This is a genomic window from Aliivibrio sp. S2TY2 (genome assembly GCF_028765525.1).
GTDB classification, from domain to species: Bacteria; Pseudomonadota; Gammaproteobacteria; order Enterobacterales; family Vibrionaceae; genus Aliivibrio; species Aliivibrio finisterrensis_A.
This window is the reverse complement of record NZ_JARACS010000007.1, coordinates 32,512-56,169: the sequence shown is the minus strand read 5'-3', so window position 1 is coordinate 56,169 and position 23,658 is coordinate 32,512. Positions and strand designations below refer to the sequence as shown.

The window sequence follows — 23,658 nt, the reverse complement described above, 5'->3', positions numbered from 1 at the left end:
TTTAACGCTTATCTTAAACGAATAAAAACGCAGCCCTTGAGCTGCGTTTTTTTATGCCTAAATTTTAGAATTAACTGTCTGTGCTTTCAAAAATTTTATCAGCAGATGCCGCGACAAATCCTGTATATATCTTGCCATTAGGTAGCGAATAACGCTTAGCAAACTCATAAAATCCACCTGGGATGTCAAACTCACCCTCAGTAAAGCTCACTTTCACTTTATCGGCCATGGTTGATGACTGTTCTAAGTAAACCTCAGGAGAGCCTTTCACTTCACCACCCACTTCGTTCATTGCAAAACCAGCATCACGTAAGTGTTGGTTCACATCAACCACTTCAGCAAACGCTTCAAGCTGATTAATATAAACCGTAAAGTGATTAGCACCATAACCATGAGCTGCCAGCCAAGAAGCGTACTCACTCTCTTTTGCTAAGATTTGATATTCCTCAAAACTTAACGCCCAAGGGCGGCCCGCTGAAAGAAAATCGCTGGTCGCAAAATAATGCGCAGGCACTTGTTCAACCAAAGCATGAATAATGTTCTGGGACTCAGGTGATAACTCTTCGACTAAAATCTCACTAATAAAAACAAGTGGCGCATTAGGATCTGGATGCTCAAAATGCTGTGCTTTGAGTTTTTTCGCTTCAAAATCATACGTCTCACACGCTTTATACCCTATTGCTAAAAATGGGGCGGCTAACGTTTGCAAGCCAACCTTAGGCAAATTAAACGTACGTAATGCAATGTGATCGTTAATCAATTCATCGCCATTAGATAATAACTGATGAACCCTTCCTGCCGATGGGGATAAACGAGTAATATAATCTTGCCATAATGACGAAAATAAAGACGTTACGTTATTCATGCCTATTACCTCTTATAAAGTTAAACCCGGAGACAGTTGAGCGGGAATTTCACAGGCATCGCCTTCCATTGAGGCCATTGGGTAGGCACAATAATCTGCTGCATAGTAGGCACTTGGTTTCATATTGCCTGATGCCCCCGGACCACCAAATGGCGCGTCACCACTTGCTCCAGTTAATTGACGGTTACGATTTACAATACCTGCGCGAATATGCTCTACAAAATATTCCCACTCATTGTCATCCGTTGAAACAAGGCCTGCCGATAAACCATAACGAGTGTCATTAGCAAGCTCTACCGCTTCTTCTAACGTTTCATAGCGTACTATTTGCAATAATGGGCCAAAGTATTCTTCATCCGGTAATTCAGCTACATTAGTCGCATCGATAATGCCCGGAGAAACAAAAGCGTGGCCTAAGCTTTTCGCCTCAAGCAGTGATTCACCACCTAAAGCTTGTAAATTCTTCTGGGCATTTAAAATAAACTCTGCCGCAGCGACTGATATTTGCGGTCCCATGAATGGCACGTTATCAGCAAAAGGTTGGTCAACCACAATGCTTTTTGCGACTTCAACAAGACGCACAACTAACTCATCTCCAGCTTGGCCTTTTGGCACATACAGACGACGAGCACAAGTACAACGCTGACCAGCACTGATAAAAGCTGACTGAATAATGGTATAAACCGTCGCTTCTCGATCTCCAAAATTATGAGAGATCACCATTGGGTTATTCCCCCCCATTTCTAGGGCCAGCATTTTCCCTGTATCTCCTGCAAATTGGCGATGTAAAATATGCCCTGTATTCGCACTGCCGGTAAACAACAACCCATCAATCCCTTTAGCGCTAGCCAGTGCTTCACCCGTTTCACGAGCACCTTGTACTAAGTTAATCACTCCATTAGGTAAACCGGCTTGCTGCCACAGCTGCATAATTACTTCACTGGTCCATGGTGTTTGCTCTGAAGGTTTTAATACCACGGTATTACCCGCAAGTAACGCAGGAACGATATGACCATTTGGTAGGTGTCCTGGGAAGTTATACGGTCCAAAGACAGCCATTACTCCTAGTGGGCGATGTCTTAGTACAATTTTATTCCCTGCTGCTTCACGCTCTTTATGTGGCGTTCTTTCATGGTAAGCACGAACGGAAATCGCGATTTTCCCCACCATAGCTCCCGCTTCGGTTTTTGTTTCCCAGAAAGGTTTACCCGTCTCTTTTGCAATAACTTCAGCAACTTTATCAGCATTCTCTTTTACCAATTCAGCAAAGCGCTCGATAACCGCTTGGCGCGCTTCAAAAGGCTGTTTTTTCCACTCAATAAAGGCATGACGTGCCGCACTAACAGCTGACTCAACCTGTTCTTTGGTTGCGCTGTCTCCTTCCCACACCACTTCACTGTTGTATGGGCTTACTGATTGTATGGTTTCACCTTGTCCTGAAACCCAATCCCCTGCAATCCAATGTGTCATATCCTTTGTCCTCTATTGAGCTAATAAACGTACGTAATCATCCACTTCTACTTGCAATGCCGTTGCCGCTTCTTGCGTTAAATGAACGGTATCAGTCGCTTTATCATAAGCGGCGGTGGTTGCTGTTGCTCTGAAATTCTCAAACGATGTGTTTGCAATTAAATACTGCTGTGAGCTGTTATGCTCTGTGATGATAACTTTAGCTTTAAATGAATTTCGCACCGATTCAATGCTGCGTAAATCACATTCAACCGTTGGCCCTGCATCAAAAATATCGACATAACCTCGACAGCGGAAACCTTCATTTTCTAATAGTCTTAGAGCAGGTTTAGTGTTGTCATGCACCTTACCGATAACCGCCTGAGCCTCTTTACTTAATAAGCTAACGTAGATTGGTAGCTTAGGCATAAGATCAGCAATGAATCCTTTATATCCAATACCCGTTAGATAATCCGCTTCAGTAAAATCAATTGAGAAGAAGTGTTTTTGCAGCCATTTCCAAAATGGTGACTCCCCTTCTGCATCAGAAACACCACGCATTTCTGCAAAAATAGTGTCTGAAAAACGATGCGGATGTTCCGCCATCATTAAAAAACGCGCTTTAGACATTAAACGACCATTCAGGCCTTCACGAAACTCTGGGCGTAAGAAAAGCGTACAGATCTCAGTACTGCCAGTGTAATTGCTGCCAAAAGTCAGTACCTTCACAACATTATTAACATTGAGCTTACGTGAGAAATGAACCACTTTACTGATGTGATAATTATAGAAGGGAGAATCCAAACCAACCGCAGCTTCTATTCCTGTAGTTCCTGTAACCTCCCCCGTTACTGAATCTTGGCCAACCATTAGGTAACCTTCTGTTCCAGGCTCTTGAACTTCTTTTTCAAAACTATCTATGGAGTGATCAATTCGATTTCGTAATTGCTCTTCGTTAACGGGTAGCGAGGTGAAACCATGACCTGATTCCACAGCACACTGATGAAGTGCAGGATAATCTTCCTGAGTGATAGGACGAATAACAAGCATCAATATTCCCTCCGATGCGATGTTGCGTAGACTATGCTAAGTCCAATAGATAAAACTTCAAGACTATCTATTGGAGTGAGCACTAGATGATTACTTTAGATATAAAGAAAGGCAACCCTATCTACTGGTGTTGCCCAACTCCTTATGTGAATCTATTTATTTAATGACGCAAGTGCTTTATCTAGACGCTCAAAACCAAGCTCTACGTCTTCTTTAGTAATAACTAGCGACGGAGTAAATCGAACAACATTGACTCCAGCAACAAGAACCATTAGCCCTTGTTCGCCTGCTGCTACAAGAACATCGCGAGCACGGCCTTGCCATGCGTCATTTAATGCGGCGCCAAGTAGCAAGCCTTTGCCGCGGATCTCTGCGAACATATCGTATTTTGCATTTAACGCTTCTAGCCCATCGCGGAACCATTGCTCACGCTCTTTTACGCCAGCCAATGTTTCTGGCTTTGCTACTTCTTCCACAACGGCTTCAGCAACAGCACATGCTAATGGGTTACCACCATAAGTTGATCCATGTGTACCCACTTTTAAGTGTTGAGCCAGATCTGTCGTTGTTAGCATGGCACCAATTGGAAAACCACCACCCAGTGATTTTGCAGTACTTAAAATATCAGGCGTAACGCCTAAGCCTTGGTACGCGTAAAAGTCACCAGTACGACCATTACCCGTTTGTACTTCATCAAAAATAAGCAGTGCGTTGTATTTATCACACAGTGATCTAACACCTTCTACAAATTCTGATGTAGGAGAAATTAATCCACCTTCACCTTGCAATGGCTCCATCATAATTGCACAGGTTTTTTCTGACATGTGCGCTTCAAGCTCTGCAAGATTATTGTATTCAAGATGAGAGATATCACCGGGCTTAGGACCAAAACCATCAGAATAAGCCGCTTGGCCACCGACGGTTACGGTAAAGAAAGTTCGACCATGGAAGCCTTGTTTAAATGCGATGATTTCACTTTTTTCTTCTCCATGAACATCGACAGCCCATCGTCTCGCTAATTTAAGAGCGGCTTCATTTGCTTCTGCACCTGAGTTAGCAAAGAAAACTTTTTCAGCAAATGACACCTCTGTGAGTTTTTTGGCCAAACGAATCGCAGGCTCATTGGTCATCACATTGCTAAGGTGCCACAACTTTTGTGATTGCTCTTGTAAGGCATTAACCATGATAGGATGACAATGCCCTAAGCAACTCACTGCAATACCACCAGCAAAATCAACGTACTCTTTGCCCGCTTGGTCCCACACTCGAGCACCTTTCCCTTTGACGGGAATCACTTCCATTGGGTTATAACAAGGTATCATTACATCATTAAAATCTTTACGTTCGACTTGTGAATTGGTCGTCATCACACTTTCCTTCTGCGTATGCCGTTTTTCAGCATAATATTTACAAACCATTAACCTTTTCAATAGCACAAAATTCTTTTTTTGAACTAAAAAAGTTCCATTCCCTATATCATATTGACTGATAAGTCAGTTTATTAGAATAGTTATAGAATAACGCTATAGCAGGTGAGTAGATAAGTAAACGAATTTATAAGAATAGAAGACACAAGGCTTATGCATAAATCTTCATATGAATAAGCAGAAAAAAAGACAAAAGAAAAAGTAAGAAGAGTGAACTAGATCGCTCTAGTTAACAGGGAAAATATTAATTATTTATTAATAAAATTAGAGAGGATATCGTGACCTTGCTCTGTCATTATCGATTCAGGATGAAATTGTACTGCTTCAATCGGCAGCGTTTTATGGCAAAAACCCATGATCTCATCCATTTCTCCCACTTCATTTTCTGTCCATGCAGTGACTTCAAAGCATGAAGGTAATGTCTCAGCTTTAACCACTAATGAATGATAACGAGTCACGGTAAGAGGATTATTCAGCCCTTTAAATACGCTTTGGTTAGTATGGATAATTGGCGAGGTTTTACCATGCATGACTTTTTTCGCACGTATCACGTCACCACCAAATACTTGAGCAATAGCTTGATGGCCTAAACACACGCCTAAGATTGGCAGTTTCCCCGCAAAATATTCGATTGCTTGTAGTGAAATACCCGCTTCATTTGGCGTACAAGGTCCAGGGGAGATAACTAAATGAGATGGATTAAGTGCCTCAATACCTGCAATGTCAATGTCATCATTACGAACCACTTTTACCTCTGCACCTAATTCACAGAAGTACTGATATAGGTTATAGGTAAATGAATCATAATTGTCGATCATTAACAGCATAAAGAACTACTTAAAAAGATGAATAAGAAATAAAAATTGCCCGCAGAGAAACCCTACGAGCAATCTATTTTATCAGAGCTAAAGACTATGGGCGAGTAACAAAACCAACCGCTTCAAACGCTTTTTTCAATGTTACAGCAGCACGCTCAGAGGCTTTCTCAGCACCCGCTTTCATTACTGAATCCATGTAGGCACGGTCTTCACGAATACGCTTGTATTCAGATTGGATAGGCTCAAGCATAGTAACAATCGCTTCACCAACGTCTTTCTTGAATGGACCGTACATTTCAACACCTTGGTATTGCACTTCGATCTCTTCAAACGTTTTACCTGACGCCGCAGAGTACAGACCCATCAGGTTTGAAATACCCGCTTTATTTTCCCAATCATGGGCAATACGCGGTGGCATTTCTGCATCTGTTTGTGCTTTATTAATCTTCTTAAGAATCGACTTAGGATCTTCTAGCAGCGTAATAACGTTCTTACGGTTATCGTCTGATTTAGACATTTTCTTCGTCGCATCTTGCAGGCTCATTACACGCGCATTCACTTGTGGAATGTACGGTTCTGGTACGGTAAATAATGGCGCTTCAGGGCTGTAGATATTGTTAAAACGATTAGCAATATCACGCGCTAGTTCTAAATGTTGCTTTTGATCGCTACCAACAGGGACTTGATGTGCGCCATAAAGCAGAATATCTGCCGCCATTAATACTGGGTAATCAAATAAACCTACGTTAATGTCATTTGCATAACGCTTTGATTTATCTTTGAATTGAGTCATACGATTCAATTCACCCATTTGAGTGTAACAGTTAAGAAGCCAACCAAGTTGAGCATGCTCTGGTACGTGCGACTGAACAAATAGCGTGCTCTTCTTTGGATCAACACCAACCGCTAGACAAATTGCCAGTGCATCGAGTGTCGCTTCATGCAGCGCTTTAGGATCTTGACGAACCGTAATTGCGTGAAGGTCTACTACACAATACTGACAATCATAATCGTCTTGCATCTGTTGCCATTGACGTAGAGCACCCAAGTAGTTACCGATACTTAGTTCACCTGATGGTTGAACACCACTTAATACGATGGGCTTGCTCATGGTTATGATTCCTTGTTTAACTGTAAAAATTAAATGATCCACGATGGGATCATTTAATGGTTATTCTATTGTATTGATAGTCTTTATTTGTACTTATCAATGAATACTATCTTGCCACACTCATCACGGCTAATAAATGATTAAATTCATCACTCACCACATCAGGCTGACTATCTGCGATAGGCTCGCCATGGTTATAGCCATAAGTTAAACCAAAGCTATGGCAACCGGCTGCTTGAGCTGCTTGAATATCATTTCTTGAGTCGCCTACCATCAGCATCTCAGAAGGCGTTAATTGGTGCTTATCAAGCAACCAATTAAGTGCAAATGGATTCGGCTTTTTCTCAACAAAGGTGTCACCACCGATCACATCGACAAAAAGATGAGCAAGCTGATGTTGTTCAAGTAATTCAGGAACAAATTGTGCGGGCTTGTTAGTAACAAGTGCTAATGCGTAACCTTGTTGATAAAGCGCTTCTAGCGTCTCTTTCACATTTGGATATAAGTGACTTAACTCATGACCACCATCATGGTAGTGATGATCTAAACGAGTGCGAGCTTGCTTAACCAATTCAGAGTCTAACCCTTCTCGAACTGTGACACTTTGGCTTAGTGCACGAGAAACAAGCACATCTGCACCATTACCAATCCAATGAGACGCTTGTTCTAGCGTTACTCTTGGGTAACCTACATCTTGCATAGCAAGGTCAACCGCACGAGCTAAGTCTGGAACGCTATCAAGCAGCGTCCCATCCAAATCAAAGGCGATCAGTTTGATGTTTTCAAACATGATTCTTAATTACCTTTTACTTTTGCTAGCTCTGCACGCATTTCATCAATCACTTCTTTGTAGTTTGGTTGATTAAAAATTGCAGAGCCCGCAACGAACATATCCGCACCCGCTTCAGCGATTTCACGAATGTTATCAACCTTCACACCCCCATCGATTTCAAGACGAATATCACGGCCTGACTCATCGATCAACTTACGTACTGCACGTAATTTATCTAGGGTACTTGGAATGAATGATTGACCACCAAATCCTGGGTTAACTGACATAAGTAGGATCATGTCTACTTTATCTAGAATGTAATCAAGGCAAGATAATGGCGTTGCTGGGTTTAATACTACCCCCGCCTGACAACCGTGCTCTTTAATTAATTGAAGCGTGCGATCAATATGCTCTGACGCTTCTACATGGAAGGTGATCATCGTTGCGCCTGCTTTAGCAAACTCAGGAACAATGCTATCTACTGGCTTTACCATAAGGTGGACATCGATTGGAGCCGTAATACCGTAATCACGCAGTGCTTTACAGATTGGTGCACCAAACGTTAAATTTGGAACATAATGATTATCCATTACATCGAAATGAACAACATCAGCACCTGACGCTAATACTTTTTCAACGTCTTCACCAAGACGAGCAAAATCAGCAGAGAGAATAGATGGTGCGATCAAAAAGTCTTTCATGTTGAGCCTCAGGTTAATAATTATTTAAGTATCGCCACAACGATATGGCGCAATCGATTAAATCGACGGCGCAATTCTACCTGATAATTATAAACCTGTCTTAAGCTCAATGAGTCTTTCGATGGGATTTTTGAAGGGTAACGATTAATTTACTCGCGGCACTCAGGCGCGTGGAATAACGCCATTAGCTCATCAACCTTATTACGGCCGGCGCCATTTCGACTGATCGTACGCTTCACCTTAATAGTATTAAGTGTGGCACCGTGGTAAAGACGACGAGTCAATGTGGTGTCGTGATTAGAGATCAATACTGGGATATCACGCTCAAACGCGGCTTTTTCCGCAATATCCGCCAATGCTGCTTGGTCATCAAGAGAGAAGCCATTACCTGCATAAGAGGTAAAATTCGCAGTGGTTGAAAGCGGAGCGTAAGGAGGATCACAATAAACAACGGCACCTTTGCGTGCTCGTTTAAAGGTATCGACATAGCCTTCACAGACAAACGTTGCTTTCTTTGCTTTTTCGGCAAAAAAGTACATCTCTTTCTCTGGAAAGTACGGTTTTTTATACGAACCAAAAGGCACATTAAAACCGCCTTTTTTGTTATAACGGCATAAACCATTAAAGCCATGGCGATTCATGTATAAAAACAATAAAGAACGACGATAAGTATCTGTGCATTGGTTAAATTCAATACGCAAATCAAGATACACTTCTTTTTGATTATATTCTGGTTGAAATAGCACTCGAGCGTCTTCAACAAAACGCTCAGGATCATCTTTAAGGTGATTGTAAAGATTGATTAAATCAGGGTTTATATCCGCAAGAAGATAATGATCATAATTTGTATTTAAAAATACAGAACCAGCACCAACAAAGGGTTCAATCAATTTTCTTGCATCAGGAAGATGACGTTGAATTTCTTCTACTAGGCTATATTTACCGCCAGCCCACTTTAGAAATGCGCGATGCTTTTTCATACGTCTTTTACGCCTTTTTACCTTAATTCAGAAAGCGGGGGATTGTACCCTATTTTTTCGCTAGGATCTGTTTATCTTAGCGCTTATTTTACAGAATCAATTTCACGATGCACTTGCACTAACGATTTAGCCCAAGGACCCAAAGATTGAACCGAACTTGGAAGGTTTTGTACCGCACCACGAGCAGCAGAAATAGACGCATAATCACCAAACGTAACGATATACCAAATAGACCCATTACGAAGTGTTTGGTAGATACGAGCCGAGCCTTCAATTTGATGCTCATTCAAAAACTCTTGTACTGCAGTTTCATTGGTTAACGCTGCCAGTTGAAGAATATAGCGCTTATCTGAGATCGCTTTAAGCTCTTTATCTGCGATAACAAAAGTCGCCTTCGCTTCTTCTGGTTTAGGCACATCCGATTGAGATATCTGACTCTTATCTTCTTCTACAATGGCAACCGTTGATTTCGTCGCTTCACCTACCTCTACTTGAGCTGAATTCGATAAGTCAGTGCTCATTTCAACTTCAGGCTCAATGGTCTCATTATCATCAATTAATGAGTCAACCAATTCAGATGGTACAACAACACGCTTTCCTTCTTCAACTTTAGAATCAACAACAATAGGCGTGTCGATTACTTCAGGCGGAATGGAACCCGTATCGTCTTCAGGCAAGTTGTTACTTTGTAATTCTTCATCATTAACCTGAACTAATTCAGCATTAAGTTTATCATCAAGAGTAACGACTAACGGGTCATCACCATCAACTAAAGTTTCAATAACAGGCAATTCTGATGATTGACTATTCAGCCACCAATAAGTCCCTGCTGCGCCTAGCAATAAAAGAGAAGCCAGGCCTAAAATACCAACAGGTGAATGCGTCACTGAGCGAATAATAATTCGGCGCTCTGCTTTTTTGTCTCCCAAAGCAATAAGCTCGGCAGGCAAATAATTACTTTTATCAACTAAATTACGGATGCGAAGTTTATCTTCTCTACTTGGAGCAAAACGAACAACCAGTATTTCAGTAAATGTCGCTGCCTCTTCTGCTGTCAGTGGTTCTATATCAATATCAACAGGTTTATTATCTTGGCCATAAGACATGCGTGCCAATCCAGGTGTTAATTTACCTGATTCTGAAAATAACAAGACATTGATTTGCCAATTTGGCGTTGATTGGGCTTTTTGAACTAATAGCCATAACTCACTAAGAAGCTCAGAAGAAAGTAAATGAGCATCATCAATCACTAATACGAGATTGCATTTTTCTCCCGCCAACATGCGATCGATACTATCAACAACCGTATCAGATTCATTAAATAACGGATCTCGAACGACTTGCTTTAAAATAATGCCACGTTGCTGCTGAATCGATTGATTAGAATGACACATCAATAGTGCTTGATTTGCATCATCACACCACTTTTCAAGATATCGTTGAGCCAGCCATGATTTACCAGAGCCTTTAACCCCTTCTACATGCACTAAATTAGAACCAAACCGAGAAACAAATTGAATGCGTGATAGCACATCCAACTGACTTTCTAATTCCAATACAGTTAAATCATGACCAATACTCATATCTTACGCCTTACATTGCTCAATTACTTCGGCAAGCAGATCTTCAGAAACACCAGTAACCACCTCAGAACTGCCAATCGATGTTGGTAGAACTAAGCGTAACTTACCTGACAAGACTTTCTTGTCACGCATCATGTGCTTCATAAATGCATCCACTGTCATTTCTTTTGGGGCTTTTAATGGTAATTTCGCTTTTTCTAAAATAGAACAAATACGTTCAACATCAGATTGTGAAATTAACCCTTCTTTTTGCGCAGTTACCGCTGCCATGACCGTACCAGCAGACACAGCTTCACCATGCAACCAATTACCGTAACCCATTTCTGCTTCAATCGCATGACCAAAAGTATGGCCTAAATTCAAGAGCGCGCGCATTCCTGATTCTTTTTCATCTTTTGCCACGACATCAGCTTTGATTTGACAACAACGGGAAATGGCATAAACCAACGCATCATGATCTAATGCATAAAGCTTATCCATGTTCTCATCAAGCCAATCAAAAAACTCGCGATCGACAATAATGCCGTACTTAATCACCTCTGCCATTCCCGCCGCGAATTCACGCTCAGGTAAGGTTTTAAGGCAATTAATATCAATAATAACAGCTTTAGGTTGATAAAAAGCACCAACCATATTCTTACCAAGCGGGTGATTTATCGCGGTTTTACCACCAACTGACGAATCCACTTGAGAAAGAAGGGTTGTCGGTACTTGGATAAAATCAACACCTCGTTGGTAACATGCAGAGGCAAAGCCAACCACATCACCAACAACACCACCGCCTAAAGCCACAATCGTTACATCACGGCTGTGGTTCTCTTCTAATAGAAAAGTAAGGATATTATTGAAAGTATCTAAATTTTTATATTGCTCACCATCGTCTAATTCAAGCAGTGATACTTGGCATTCAAACGTTTGTAAGGTGTCGATGATTTGTTGAGCATATAACGGCGCAACCGTCACATTACTGATAACGACAACACGTTTTTTGGCAGGTATTACAGATGAAAAATGCGCCGGGTTGCAAAACAACTCGGCGCCGATAGAGATGGGATAGCTACGTTCTGCTAAATCTACATGAATCGTTTCCATGATTCGTTCCCAGTATCTGTCTTAGTAAATAACTTGAATTAACGCTCTTCAAGCATTTGGATGATTTGATTTGCAACTACTTTTGCACTTTGATCATCGGTGCGAACAACGTAATCAGACACTTCTTCATAAAGTGCATTACGCTCTTTCGCTAGTGCTTCTAACACTTCACGAGGTTCATCAGTTTGAAGCAACGGACGTTTTTTGTCGCGTTGTGTGCGAGCTAGTTGCTTCTCAATTGTAGTTTCAAGATATACAACAACACCACGAGCAGATAAACGATTACGACTCTCTTTACTAATTACAGAGCCACCACCCGTTGCAAGTACAATACCTTGCTCTTGGGTTAAATCGTTAATTACACCTTCTTCACGTATGCGGAAACCTTCCTCACCCTCAACGTCGAATACCCAAGCGATATCTGCGCCTGTACGTTCTTCGATTACCGTATCAGAATCAAGAAACTCCATATGAAGTTGCTGTGCTAAGTGTCTACCAATTGTACTTTTGCCGGCGCCCATTGGGCCAACAAGGAAAATATTTCGTTTTTCAGCCATTTTTTAGAAATTATGCAAAGTTCATTAACGACATTGCCAACAGTTGTCTCTTTCATAGACGCTTGTCTGTGGCACCATATTCCTCACAGATATTTCGTGATCAGACCGAAAATTATCTCAGTTTATAGCTAGTGATTGCAATAGCTAGATGAAAAGTTCAGCATAATAAATTGTTTGACACTCAATTTTACTTACAATTATGTACATTAAGTTACGCTATCTTATTACTGTATAACAACTTTTGGCGTCACAAAGATCAATAATTCTTTTTTACCTATATTTTCAGAGCTACGACGAAATAAGGCACCAAGCAGAGGTAAGTCCCCAAGTAATGGTACTTTCTCTACACTATTGGATAAAGAATGCTGATAAATCCCACCCAAAACAACGGTTTCACCATTATCGACCAGTACTTGAGTTCCAATTCGCTGAGTGTCAATCGCTACTGCTTCACCCGTGCCTGTTTTAACCACTTGCCCAGGTCTATCTTGAGTGACCGTTAAATCTAAAACCAAGCGATTATCTGGCGTGATTTGCGGAGTAACCATTAGGCTCAATACTGCTTTTTTAAATGATACTGAGGTTGCTCCACTGGATGAGGCTTCTAAATAAGGAATTTCAGTACCTTGCTCAATATAAGCAGGTTTTTTATTGGTGGTAATTAACCTCGGGCTTGAAATGATCTCAGCTTTAGATTCAGCCTGTAAAGCAGAAAGTTCTAAATCTAATAATAAGTTAGACCCTAATTTTGCTACCTGAAAAGCAATACTTGATGCCGCAGGATTAGCCAATCCTAAATTTACATTTAAAAAATCATCAACGGGTAATCCGCCACCGCTACCGCCATCATAAAGACCTACGGCCGCTAAATTACTTTCAATTGAACCGCCAACCGTGGTGCTACCATTAGTATTGGTTATGCCCCAACGAACCCCTAACTCATCGAGGTTACCTTCATTTACCGTTACAATTCTTGCTTCTATTTGAACTTGTTTAATAGGGATATCCAAGGTTTCGATGATCTCTTTAATAACATCAATATTTTCAGGCAAATCTCGTAACAATAAAGAGTTAGTTCGCTCATCAACCGTAATACTGCCTCGGCTTGAAAGCATAGTTATCTCTCCTTCACCAACCAACAGTTCGGCAATATCAGAAGCTTTAGCATAACTCACAGAAATGATTTCAGAAGAGAGTGACCCCAACTCTGAAGCCATTTGAGCTTGCTCTAATACTTTTTGCTCTTGTGCATCCAACTCTGATTTAGGCGCAACTAAAACAACATTACCTTCCACTCGCTTATCTAGGTTTTTAACTTGTAAAATAATATCCAATACTTGTTGCCAAGGTACCCCGTCTAATCGCAACGTTAAGTTACCTTTCACAGAATCAGCGACGACCAAGTTAAAGTCATTATAATCTGCGATTAATTGTAAGACATGCCTAACAGGGATGTCCTGAAAGTTAATCGATATGGGCTTGCTCTCTTGAGCATCAGAGGTGTTAGTTGTCTTTGCGCTAACCTGTGGCTTTGAAATCACAACCTGTAAAGAACGATCTTTTAAAAAATAGTCATATTGAAAATCACCTTTGATATCTACTGACAGCAACGTACTTTTAGACTCTCGAAAGGTTTCAATTCGAGACACCAATGTCGAAAAATCTTCAACATCTAAAATAACTAACTTATCATTACTGACTTTCGTATCATGCAGCTCTATCAATAATTTCCCTTTTTCTTTTCGTAAATCAACCGTGGCTGCTGCCGAGGCAAGATCAACCGAAATCACTCCTTCTTTTTTCTTTGTCGACTGAAAGTTCACATTAACGAGTTGGTTAAGTTCTATATCTTCTGCAAACGAAGAGTGGCTGAAAAAACTAAATATAAACAGCAAACATAGCTGAATAGAAAGTAATTTACTGCTTGTTTTGCATCCTAGCAACATACGTATTCCTTGGTATCCCGTTAATGTTTTAGAGCTAATTTAACGTATCTTTTTTGCCAACATCCCATGCCATCAGGCAAGGTTTCCCTTAATGTCATGTACTGTGGTTTAATATCAACCACTTGACCATTATTGCTTCCCATGTATTGCCCTTTATGAACTTTCACTACGCTTCCCTTTGGCGTTTGTATTAATGCAGTAATATTATCGTTTGAGCCCATCACGCCTTTTAATCGTAATTTTCTCAACGCATATCGTTCAAGTGACCCATTTTTTTTCCTATATTTTGGTTGCCAACATGATTTTTTCTTTATTGGCTGTGTTGCAATTTCAGGTTGTTTTGGCAAGACAAATGGCGATCGCCCAGTGAGTTGAGCATAAGGAGTCACCGCAAATAATGTCACCTCCTCAAGCTGCTTAACATCGGCATCCCCTTGCTTTTTAGCCTCTACATAAAAGACATCAAGTGGATCGGTATTGGCTTTACATCCCACCAATAGAAAGACCATCACTGCTATAAAGCATCGATTTCTCATTCCTTCCCCTTAAATTGATAGGTATAAGCCATTACGCGAAAATGCAATGTACTACTCTCTGTACTGACTCGTTGCATATCAATATTTTCCAAACTCACGATCCTTGGAAGATCGGCCATTGCTTCAGAAAATGAACCTATATCGTGATACTGACCGGTTAACTCAATATTCAGTGGCAACTTATAAAGGAAAGCTTTATTTTGTCTCTCACCCCAATCAATTCGTGTAAATGTTAATTTATTTTGAATCCCAACTTGGTTAATACCTGAAAGCATGCTCGCTAGCTCTTTTTGAGCAGGAAGTTGTTGTGCTAAAAACTCATAACGCAAGTTCAATTCATTCAGTTGGTTTTCCATTTTTGGCATTGCTGCCACTTGGTTATATTTATATTTCACCGTGCTTTTTAGGCTAAGCTCTTTTTGCTTTAGCTGTTCAATATCTTGAATCATTGGTTTTATCCAAAACCAATAGCCCATTCCTTGAACTACAAAACATAAAATAACAATAACTAATAACTGAGGAAGCAATGGCCACTCAGTAATTTCATCTAACTCAAGATCTCTCCAATCACTCATGCGAGTCACCCTTAGCCATTGGAAGTAATTTAAATGAGAGTTCAAAGCTACTTACATCATGACCAAATATCTGTTTACCAGAGACAATTGAATGCATTTCTACTGACTCAATTTCAAGCGAACGTTCTAATTTATCCAATATGGTGGCTAAACGGGCATTACTATCGCTAAAGCCTTTTATTTCAATCGATCTTTCGTGCATTCGCACCTTATTCAAATAAATTCCTTCCGTAATAATCCCTGGAAGAAGATTTAATAATTGCGTCGTTTTGTTTCTATTTTGCTGTAACTCTTCAACAACCGCCAATCGAGTTAGTATTGCTTCGTGTTGTTTTCCAATCTCATTCAGCTCTTTTAATTCGCTATTTAACCAATTGATATGAGTATCTAATGATTGATTACGGCTTACTTGAGTTGAATGCTGTAAGCTTAAGTATTGAGCCCATCCCCATTGAAAAGATACTGATAAAAGTACCCCAAAAGATAAGATCAATAAAAAACGGCGCTTGTACTTCTCTCTTTCTTTCTCACGCCAAGCTAATAAGTTTATTTGGTAAGCCACTCAACACCTCTTAATGCAAGCCCCGCAGCTAATGCATATTGATTTTCTAATGTATTAAGTTGAGCCTCTCGCCTTTTCGTACCATGAAATAAAGACATAATATTGAGCTGCTCTGTCGGCAGAGATAGCTCATAACTCAATAAATCTGATAATTCAGGGAGCATTGAACCTCCTCCTGTTAACCAAACCCCATCAACTTTATGATTATGAATAGAGGAATATAACGTGAGTTGGCGGTGAATATGCTCAGCCAATAACGCAATAAATTGAGTGTATTTTTCTTCATTTAAGGGTGTTAACGGGGATAATTCAATATCACTCTTTTGATGTGAAGCCCCAAACAAAACCTGTTTACTATAAGCGTGCTGATTAGGCGAAGTAATACAGAAGGTGGTTTGGCAATGGCCAATATCAATCAACATCCAATTTTTTTTACTCGGAGATTGAGTGATACTTTGTCGCCACAGCGTTAATAATGCATGGGAATGAACCTCAGCAAGCACAGGTAAAAAACCCGTTCTCTTTAAACACCCTTCACGACTCTCAACCAAATCTTTTTTTGCTGCAAAAACTTGATACATTGATATTTGCTCGCTATTAACCCCTTTCTGCTCCATTGCAACAAAATCAATGTTCAATTCCTCGGCCAAAAAAGGCGTTTGCTGCTCAAATGTATGTATCACTGTGAATTCAGTTTCTTTTTCATCAAGCTGACTATCTACTTGGATAACCTTACTCATAATGCTGTTATCAGGAATTGAAAAAGCGACCTTTTTTTGGTTTCGTTTTATTCCCTTTTTTAAATGGCCTAGGTAAGGGATTACCTCTTCGATATGTAAAGTATTAACATCTAAAAAAGCAGATTCAGGCAGTAATACCTCATGGCTATCAATTAGTTCTAATTGACCTTTTTTTAACCTCGCTGACACAGCTTTAATGCTATGATGCCCGATATCCAAGCCTGTGATCGTGGGATAAATCATCCTGATTTAACTCCAAGTAATAAATAAATATCTCAAAATTAAGCGTTAATTTACGTTATTTTTTGTTGTGTTATATTTATACTACTCAGTTATGGGTTAGAAACGACAATACAGATTAAAGTAAACGGGAATTATCAGGTGAAGTTCATAAAGGCACTGCTTATAGCGACATTGGTTTGCATTATTCTTGGAGTCACAACAATTTTTGGTTTTTACCAATATGTGAAACCAGAATTACCAGACGTGGCAACATTGAAAGATGTACAACTACAAACACCAATGCAGGTATATAGCCGCGATGGTAAATTAATTGCTCAATTTGGCGAGAAGCGTCGTATTCCTCTAACATTAGAAGAGATGCCTCCTCATTTGCTTGAAGCAATTATCGCGACTGAAGACAGTCGTTTTTATAGCCATTATGGGTTTGACCCTATCGGTATTACTCGTGCTGCTTTTGCTGTTCTGGCTTCAGGCTCGGCAAAACAAGGGGCGAGTACCATTACTCAGCAGCTAGCTCGAAACTTCTTTTTATCTAATGAAAAGAAAATAATGCGAAAGATTAAAGAAATCTTTATTGCTGTCCATATTGAACAACTGCTCACCAAACAAGAAATTCTTGAGCTGTATTTAAACAAAATCTATTTAGGCTACCGTTCTTATGGCGTCGGCGCCGCAGCGCACGTGTACTTTGGTAAAGAAGTAAGCCAACTGACATTAGGTGAAGTTGCGATTATCGCAGGTTTACCAAAAGCCCCATCAACAATGAACCCTATTTACTCAGTTGATCGCGCAACTACGCGTCGAAATGTTGTTCTTTCTCGTATGCTTGATGAAGGTTATATAACTAAGCAAGAATTTGATGACGCAAGAGCAGAAATTGTTATTTCTAAATATCACGGTGCCGAAATAGAGCTTCAAGCGCCTTATATTGCAGAAATTGCCCGTGCATGGATGGTAAATAAATACGGTGAAGAAGCGGCTTATACTTCTGGCATGAATATCTACACGACTATCGATTCAAAAATGCAAGCGGCAGCAAACAAAGCATCAATTGATAATCTGCTGGCTTATGACGAACGTCATGGCTTCCGTGGTGCAGTTAAAACAGTGTGGGAACCAAAAGCCACACCGCTGGATGAAAAATCAATAGCTAAACACCTTAGAAGTGAACCTTCTTATGGTGAGCTAATGCCTGCTGTTGTTTTATCTGTTAAAGGAAAAACAGCAACGGTTGATATTAAAAACAACGGTATCGCTACCATTCCATGGGATGGCTTAAAGTGGGCTCGTCGCTTTAAAACAGACAAACGTCAAGGTCCTGCACCTCATCGTGCGGCAGATATTTTAGCGGCAGGAGAGCAAGTGTATGTTCGTCCATTAAGCCAAGAAACTACCGATGACGTAACAACGACGGTTTGGAAACTAAGCCAAGTGCCTGCTGCCAACACCGCTTTTGTTGCCATGGATCCAACAGATGGCGCAATAACGTCATTAGTGGGTGGTTTCAACTTTGTTCATAATAAGTTTAACCGTGCAACGCAATCTGTGCGTCAGGTAGGTTCTAGTATTAAGCCATTCATTTACTCTGCTGCGCTTTACCATGGTAAAACACTAGCAAGCTTGGTAAATGATGCTCCAATCAATACTTGGGATCAAAGCCAAGGTACGGCATGGCGACCAAAAAATTCGCCACCTACTTATGTTGGTCCTGCACGCTTACGTATTGGTTTAGCTCAATCTAAAAACGTAATGGCGGTTCGTGTATTACGTGAAGTTGGCTTAGATGAAACCATTGATTATCTCACTCGCTTTGGCTTTAAAAAAGAAGAGATCCCTCGCTCTGAAACCATCGCTCTGGGTGCTGGTAGCTTAACACCAGTTCAAATGGCACAAGGTTTTGCTGTATTTGCCAATAATGGCTATTACGTAGAACCTTATTATATTGACCATATCATGGGACCTTTTGGTGATGAGGTGTATAAAGCGACACCAAAAACCATTTGCCAAACAAATTGTTCGAATCAAAATGATGAAGACTCGCCTTATGCGAAGAAAGTGATTTCTGCACAAAATGCATTCTTAACTAAGGAAATGATGTACAGCAATATTTGGGGCGGTGGTAGCTGGCGTAAAGGTACAGGCTGGAACGGCACTGGCTGGCGAGCACAAGTATTAAAACGTCGTGATATTGGTGGTAAAACAGGAACAACCAATGACTCTGTTGATGCTTGGTATAACGGCTATGGACCAAATGTAGTAGCAACAGCATGGGTTGGTTTTGATAACCCATCACACCGATTAGGTTACACCACAAAAAATGACAACATGACCAAAGAAGAAATGTCCTTTGGTGGTGAAGCGGGTGGCAAAACAGCTATCTATGCGTGGATAAACTTTATGAAAGTGGCGCTTGAAGGTGTACCAGAAGAGCAACAACGCCTTCCAGCAAACATCATTAAAGTCAAAATAGACCGTGAAACAGGCCTATTGACCAATAAAAATGATGAAACTAGCATGTGGGAATACTTTGCTGGCGGCACTGAGCCGAAAGAGTACGTGAAACAAGATTTCCAAGACACAATCTACTCATCCAATGATGCGGATGGCGACGGAATGGAAGACGAAAGTCTCTTCTAATCTAGCTATCAGTAAGCAATAAAAAAGGACGCTAATTTAGCGTCCTTTTTGTTTCTTATAGATTAATACCAATATAATTAATTAGATGATCTATTTATTGGAATTGGTATTAGCAAATAACCTCTGCCATTTTCTTTTCGATCTCTTTAGCTAAATCTTCATAACGAGATCGCAGTGGTGAACCTGGGCGATAAGCCAATACGATTTGTCGATGCGGTACAGGATCTTTCGCTGGTAAATAGCACACTCCATCACGTACTTTTTCTTTAGGTACTGAAAGGTACGGCATTAATGTAATTCCACTGCCCGCGGCAACCATATTGCGCAATGTTTCTAAACTGGTTGCTTTGAAATGGTCATCATCCTTAGCTCCAGCAGCAAAACAAAACCCTAATGCTTGATCTCGTAAACAATGCCCATCCCCTAACATTAAAACTGACTCGCCACTTAATCGAGACATATCTATTGTCCCTTCATCCGCCCATTTATGATCTGTTGGCACCGCAAGCACCATTGGCTCGTCATAAACTGGTATTTCAATAAATGCGCTTGTCTCATCAACAGAGGCCAATATCATGCAGTCAATCTTGCCCTCTTCTAACATTTTAACTAATTGATGCGTTTGAGCCTCATGCAGGTACAGATTTAAGTCTGGAAATCTTTCTTTTAATGTTGGTACGATCCAAGGCAGTACATAAGGGCCAACCGTAGGAATAAAGCCAAGATGCAATGGCCCAGACATATCTTTACCTTGTTGGTTAGCTAATTCAGAAAACAGCTTAACTTCAGTTAAGATCCGCTTAGCCTGCTCTACTAATTGTAAGCCTGCATCGGTAAATAACACCTTACGACTGGTTCTTTCTAATAAGGTTAATCCAACTTCTTCTTCTAGCTTCTTTATCTGTCCACTTAACGTAGGCTGACTAACAAAGCAAGACTCAGCCGCTTTACGAAAGTGTTTATGCTCAGCAAGTGCGACCAAGTACTCAAAATCACGGATATTCATGTATTACACTCCTGATAGCTTTGATTCATAATATGACATTACCATTCGATAGATTTTAACGATTGAAACGATAACACCAAACGATTAGAACTATCAAGCAAGGTTTTGCATAATAGCTACATCAACCGGGAAGACCCCGAATAAGAAATTAAAATTAATTAAAATTTAAAGGACATCATTATGTTTACATCTAAAGAAGGTCAATCAGTTCCTCAAGTTACTTTTCCTACACGTAAAGGCGACGCTTGGGTTAACGTAACAACAGAAGAACTATTTAAAGACAAAACCGTTATCGTATTTAGCCTTCCAGGTGCATTTACTCCAACGTGTTCTTCAAGCCACCTACCTCGTTACAACGAGCTACACTCTGTATTTAAAGAGAATGGTGTAGATGACATCTTATGTGTTTCTGTAAACGATACGTTTGTAATGAACGCATGGAAAGCAGACCAAGAAGCTGAAAACATCACCTTCATTCCAGATGGTAACGGCGAATTCACAGATGGCATGGGTATGCTAGTTGAGAAAAATGACCTTGGTTTTGGTAAGCGTTCATGGCGTTACAGCATGCTAGTGAAAAACGGCGTGGTAGAAAAAATGTTCATCGAAGAAGACGTAGCAGGCGACCCGTTCAACGTTTCTGATGCAGATACAATGCTGAACTACCTAGCTCCTGAACACAAAGAGCAAGAGTCAATCACAGTATTCACTAAACCAGGCTGCCCTTTCTGTATGAAAGCGAAACAGAACCTAATCGATAAAGGTCTGAACTATGAAGAAGTGGTACTAGGCAAAGACGCGACAACAGTTAGTCTACGTGCAATCTCTGGTCGCACTACCGTTCCTCAAGTATTCATTGGTGGTAAACACATCGGTGGCAGCGAAGAACTAGAAGCTTTCCTAGGCTAATCGATTAAGACAAAGCCATAACTAGCCCACCACCTTGTGGGCTAGTTAACCACCTCAATAATTAGAAAACTCAGCAAAACCAAATAACTAAACTAACAATTCAGACTGACTTTAAAAAATAATAAAAAGTCGGAGGGGTTAGTGCATCCAAAATAAAGCGATTACGAGAGAATTATTATGAAACAAGTCAATGTAGATGTAGCTGTTATCGGTGGCGGTACAGCAGGTTTAGGCTCTTACCGTGCAGCAAAAGCACATACTGACAGTGTTGTCATGATCGAAGGCGGCCCTTACGGTACCACTTGTGCTCGCGTTGGTTGCATGCCGTCAAAGTTATTAATTGCAGCAGCAGAAAGCGTTCATCAAATTGAAAAAGCCCCGAAATTTGGTATCCACCCTCAAGGTGAAACCATCATTAATGGCCGTGAAGTAATGGAACGTGTTAAGTTTGAACGTGACCGTTTTGTTGGTTTTGTTTTAGAAGGCGTTGATGAAATTCCAGCAGAAGACAAAATCTCTGGCTACGCTAAATTTTTAGATGACAATACATTACAAGTTGACGACCACACTATCGTCACTGCAAAACGCATTGTTATCGCAACAGGCTCTCGCCCTGCTTACCCTGCAGTTTGGAATGAACTGGGTGATCGTTTAATCATCAATGATGATGTATTTAACTGGGATGATTTACCAAAATCAGTCGCGGTATTTGGTCCTGGCGTGATTGGTCTTGAACTTGGTCAATCACTTCACCGCTTAGGTGTTGAAACCAAGCTATTTGGTCTAGGTGGTCAAGTTGGTCCTGTAACAGACCCAGAAGTAATGGCTTATGCAAACAAAGCCTTCAATGAAGAGTTTTATCTTGATGCTGATGTAAAAGTAGAAAGCATGAAGCGTATTACGACTGAGTCAGGTGAAGATCGCGTTGAAATTAAATTCATCAACAAACAAGGTGATCTGGAAACTAATATTGTTGAATATGTATTAGCGGCAACGGGACGTCGTCCAAATACCGACAAACTCGGCTTAGAAAATACATCCATTGAACTAGATGAGCGCGGCGTACCAACGGCAGACCATTACACACTGCAAACGTCACTATCAACCGTATTTATTGCAGGTGATGCAAGTAACCAACTGCCGTTATTGCACGAAGCCGCAGACCAAGCACGTATTGCGGGTGATAATGCAGGCCGCTTCCCTGAGATCCGAGCAGGCCTTCGTCGCTCAAAAATCTCAGCAGTATTCTCTGACCCGCAAATTGCTATGGTTGGCGAAACGTATAAAGAAATTACAACACGCTTAGGTACTTGTGGCTGTTTCGCAACGGGTGAAGTGTCTTTTGAAAACCAAGGTCGCTCACGAGTAATGCTGCGCAATAAAGGTATTCTTCATGTATATGGTGAGCAAGGAACTGGTCGTTTCCTAGGTGCAGAAATGATGGGGCCAAATGCCGAGCATTTAGCGCATTTATTAGCTTGGGCACACCAAAATAAGATGACGGTATCAGAGATGCTAGATATGCCTTTCTACCACCCTGTAATCGAAGAGGGTGTTCGTACTGCACTTCGTGATTTAAATGCCAAATTACATTTAGGTCCTGAAATGATCAAACACTGCATGGATTGTGGCCCTGGCTGTTAATCAAAAAAATAACCTTTAAAAAAATAGAAGACCAATGTTTGCGCATTGGTCTTTTTGCATTTAAAGTTCAGAGCATTGCGTATTAGTCTAAGAATCTATCATCATGTCATGTAAAACTTGTCGTTCAGACATCTTTAAACAAAAGCTTGGTCGTTGCCCCCGTTGCATGAAACAACTTACTTTTCTCTCTATTGGCGGTTGGCTCACATGGCTAGAATTCTTCCAGGCAACGCCTTACCAAATCGAAGCGATTGCCACTTTTATGATAAGCAGTGCTTTTACTGGCTTGCTGGCTTTGCATTTACTGCTAATGGGATATTATCGTTTAGCATCAAAAAAATAATATATCGCACAAAAAATAAAGCCCCGACATCAATATAGATGTCAGGGCCTCTTAGAATCTTTCTAAGAAAAAGCAGTATTAATAAGACTAGTATCAAATGAAAAAGTTCACC

At 40.6% G+C, this 23,658-nt stretch carries 22 protein-coding genes; 4 read left to right on the top strand and 18 right to left on the bottom strand.

All coding sequences use genetic code 11. The features are described 5' to 3' along the window. Window positions 1–70 precede the first annotated feature (70 nt). From PVK63_RS12280 to pilM, 17 genes are all read right to left on the bottom strand, one after another. Window positions 71–865 (bottom strand): DUF1338 domain-containing protein, encoded by a 795-nt coding sequence (locus PVK63_RS12280; protein WP_130088142.1) that lies wholly within the window; start codon window positions 863–865, stop codon window positions 71–73. 12 nt (window positions 866–877) lie between these two features. Further along, window positions 878–2,335 (bottom strand): succinylglutamate-semialdehyde dehydrogenase, encoded by a 1,458-nt coding sequence (astD, locus tag PVK63_RS12275; RefSeq protein ID WP_130088141.1) that lies wholly within the window; start codon window positions 2,333–2,335, stop codon window positions 878–880. 12 nt (window positions 2,336–2,347) lie between these two features. Continuing rightward, entirely contained in the window at window positions 2,348–3,364 is a 1,017-nt protein-coding gene (gene astA, locus PVK63_RS12270) for an arginine N-succinyltransferase (RefSeq protein ID WP_130047179.1), read from the bottom strand. Between the two features lie 152 nt (window positions 3,365–3,516). Beyond that, the gene (locus tag PVK63_RS12265) at window positions 3,517–4,731 is read right to left on the bottom strand and encodes an aspartate aminotransferase family protein (RefSeq protein ID WP_274440536.1); all 1,215 of its coding nucleotides are present in this window, start codon (window positions 4,729–4,731) and stop codon (window positions 3,517–3,519) included. A gap of 308 nt (window positions 4,732–5,039) precedes the next feature. Further along, complete coding sequence (locus PVK63_RS12260) at window positions 5,040–5,618, bottom strand: aminodeoxychorismate/anthranilate synthase component II (protein ID WP_130047181.1); 579 nt, start codon at window positions 5,616–5,618, stop codon at window positions 5,040–5,042. An 85-nt stretch (window positions 5,619–5,703) separates the two neighbouring features. Continuing rightward, window positions 5,704–6,720 (bottom strand): tryptophan--tRNA ligase, encoded by a 1,017-nt coding sequence (gene trpS / locus PVK63_RS12255; RefSeq protein ID WP_274440538.1) that lies wholly within the window; start codon window positions 6,718–6,720, stop codon window positions 5,704–5,706. A 106-nt stretch (window positions 6,721–6,826) separates the two neighbouring features. Continuing rightward, the gene (locus tag PVK63_RS12250; RefSeq protein ID WP_274440539.1) at window positions 6,827–7,510 is read right to left on the bottom strand and encodes a phosphoglycolate phosphatase; all 684 of its coding nucleotides are present in this window, start codon (window positions 7,508–7,510) and stop codon (window positions 6,827–6,829) included. A gap of 5 nt (window positions 7,511–7,515) precedes the next feature. Then, window positions 7,516–8,193, bottom strand: a complete 678-nt coding sequence (gene rpe / locus PVK63_RS12245; protein ID WP_130043895.1) for a ribulose-phosphate 3-epimerase — start codon at window positions 8,191–8,193, stop codon at window positions 7,516–7,518. Between the two features lie 149 nt (window positions 8,194–8,342). Beyond that, window positions 8,343–9,173 carry an adenine-specific DNA-methyltransferase gene (dam, locus tag PVK63_RS12240; RefSeq protein ID WP_130088139.1) on the bottom strand — a complete coding sequence of 277 codons (831 nt, stop codon included), beginning with the start codon at window positions 9,171–9,173 and terminating at the stop codon, window positions 8,343–8,345. Window positions 9,174–9,256: 83 nt separating this feature from the next. After that, window positions 9,257–10,756 (bottom strand): SPOR domain-containing protein, encoded by a 1,500-nt coding sequence (locus tag PVK63_RS12235; protein WP_274440540.1) that lies wholly within the window; start codon window positions 10,754–10,756, stop codon window positions 9,257–9,259. 3 nt (window positions 10,757–10,759) lie between these two features. Beyond that, complete coding sequence (aroB, locus tag PVK63_RS12230; RefSeq protein WP_130043892.1) at window positions 10,760–11,848, bottom strand: 3-dehydroquinate synthase; 1,089 nt, start codon at window positions 11,846–11,848, stop codon at window positions 10,760–10,762. A gap of 38 nt (window positions 11,849–11,886) precedes the next feature. Continuing rightward, window positions 11,887–12,405 carry a shikimate kinase AroK gene (gene aroK, locus PVK63_RS12225; protein ID WP_012551169.1) on the bottom strand — a complete coding sequence of 173 codons (519 nt, stop codon included), beginning with the start codon at window positions 12,403–12,405 and terminating at the stop codon, window positions 11,887–11,889. A gap of 224 nt (window positions 12,406–12,629) precedes the next feature. Further along, the gene (locus PVK63_RS12220) at window positions 12,630–14,351 is read right to left on the bottom strand and encodes a type IV pilus secretin PilQ (protein WP_130047185.1); all 1,722 of its coding nucleotides are present in this window, start codon (window positions 14,349–14,351) and stop codon (window positions 12,630–12,632) included. A 20-nt stretch (window positions 14,352–14,371) separates the two neighbouring features. Continuing rightward, window positions 14,372–14,887, bottom strand: coding sequence for a pilus assembly protein PilP (locus PVK63_RS12215; protein ID WP_130088137.1), 516 nt, complete (start codon window positions 14,885–14,887; stop codon window positions 14,372–14,374). Continuing rightward, on the bottom strand, window positions 14,884–15,462 hold the full coding sequence (locus tag PVK63_RS12210; protein ID WP_130043889.1) for a type 4a pilus biogenesis protein PilO: 579 nt from the start codon (window positions 15,460–15,462) through the stop codon (window positions 14,884–14,886). The genes PVK63_RS12215 and PVK63_RS12210 overlap by 4 nt, the downstream gene beginning before the upstream one ends. Next, on the bottom strand, window positions 15,455–16,024 hold the full coding sequence (locus tag PVK63_RS12205) for a PilN domain-containing protein (RefSeq protein ID WP_130047187.1): 570 nt from the start codon (window positions 16,022–16,024) through the stop codon (window positions 15,455–15,457). The genes PVK63_RS12210 and PVK63_RS12205 overlap by 8 nt, the downstream gene beginning before the upstream one ends. After that, entirely contained in the window at window positions 16,009–17,007 is a 999-nt protein-coding gene (pilM, locus tag PVK63_RS12200; RefSeq protein ID WP_130047188.1) for a type IV pilus biogenesis protein PilM, read from the bottom strand. Before pilM ends, PVK63_RS12205 begins: the two co-directional genes overlap by 16 nt. Before the next feature lie 138 nt (window positions 17,008–17,145). On the opposite strand from pilM, the gene PVK63_RS12195 reads away from it, so the two are divergent. Further along, entirely contained in the window at window positions 17,146–19,644 is a 2,499-nt protein-coding gene (locus tag PVK63_RS12195; protein ID WP_274440541.1) for a penicillin-binding protein 1A, read from the top strand. A gap of 109 nt (window positions 19,645–19,753) precedes the next feature. Here PVK63_RS12195 and oxyR read toward each other — a convergent pair whose 3' ends face one another. Further along, window positions 19,754–20,650, bottom strand: a complete 897-nt coding sequence (oxyR, locus tag PVK63_RS12190) for a DNA-binding transcriptional regulator OxyR (protein WP_130043885.1) — start codon at window positions 20,648–20,650, stop codon at window positions 19,754–19,756. A gap of 180 nt (window positions 20,651–20,830) precedes the next feature. Here oxyR and PVK63_RS12185 point away from each other — a divergent pair, with 180 nt between their 5' ends. The 3 genes from PVK63_RS12185 (at window position 20,831) to PVK63_RS12175 (ending at window position 23,546) form a co-directional block, all read left to right on the top strand. Beyond that, window positions 20,831–21,559, top strand: coding sequence for a glutathione peroxidase (locus tag PVK63_RS12185; protein ID WP_130043884.1), 729 nt, complete (start codon window positions 20,831–20,833; stop codon window positions 21,557–21,559). Between the two features lie 177 nt (window positions 21,560–21,736). Beyond that, window positions 21,737–23,203, top strand: coding sequence for a dihydrolipoyl dehydrogenase (locus PVK63_RS12180; protein ID WP_130088135.1), 1,467 nt, complete (start codon window positions 21,737–21,739; stop codon window positions 23,201–23,203). 103 nt (window positions 23,204–23,306) lie between these two features. Next, window positions 23,307–23,546 (top strand): DUF3624 domain-containing protein, encoded by a 240-nt coding sequence (locus PVK63_RS12175; RefSeq protein ID WP_130043882.1) that lies wholly within the window; start codon window positions 23,307–23,309, stop codon window positions 23,544–23,546. The last annotated feature ends 112 nt before the right edge of the window (window positions 23,547–23,658 follow it).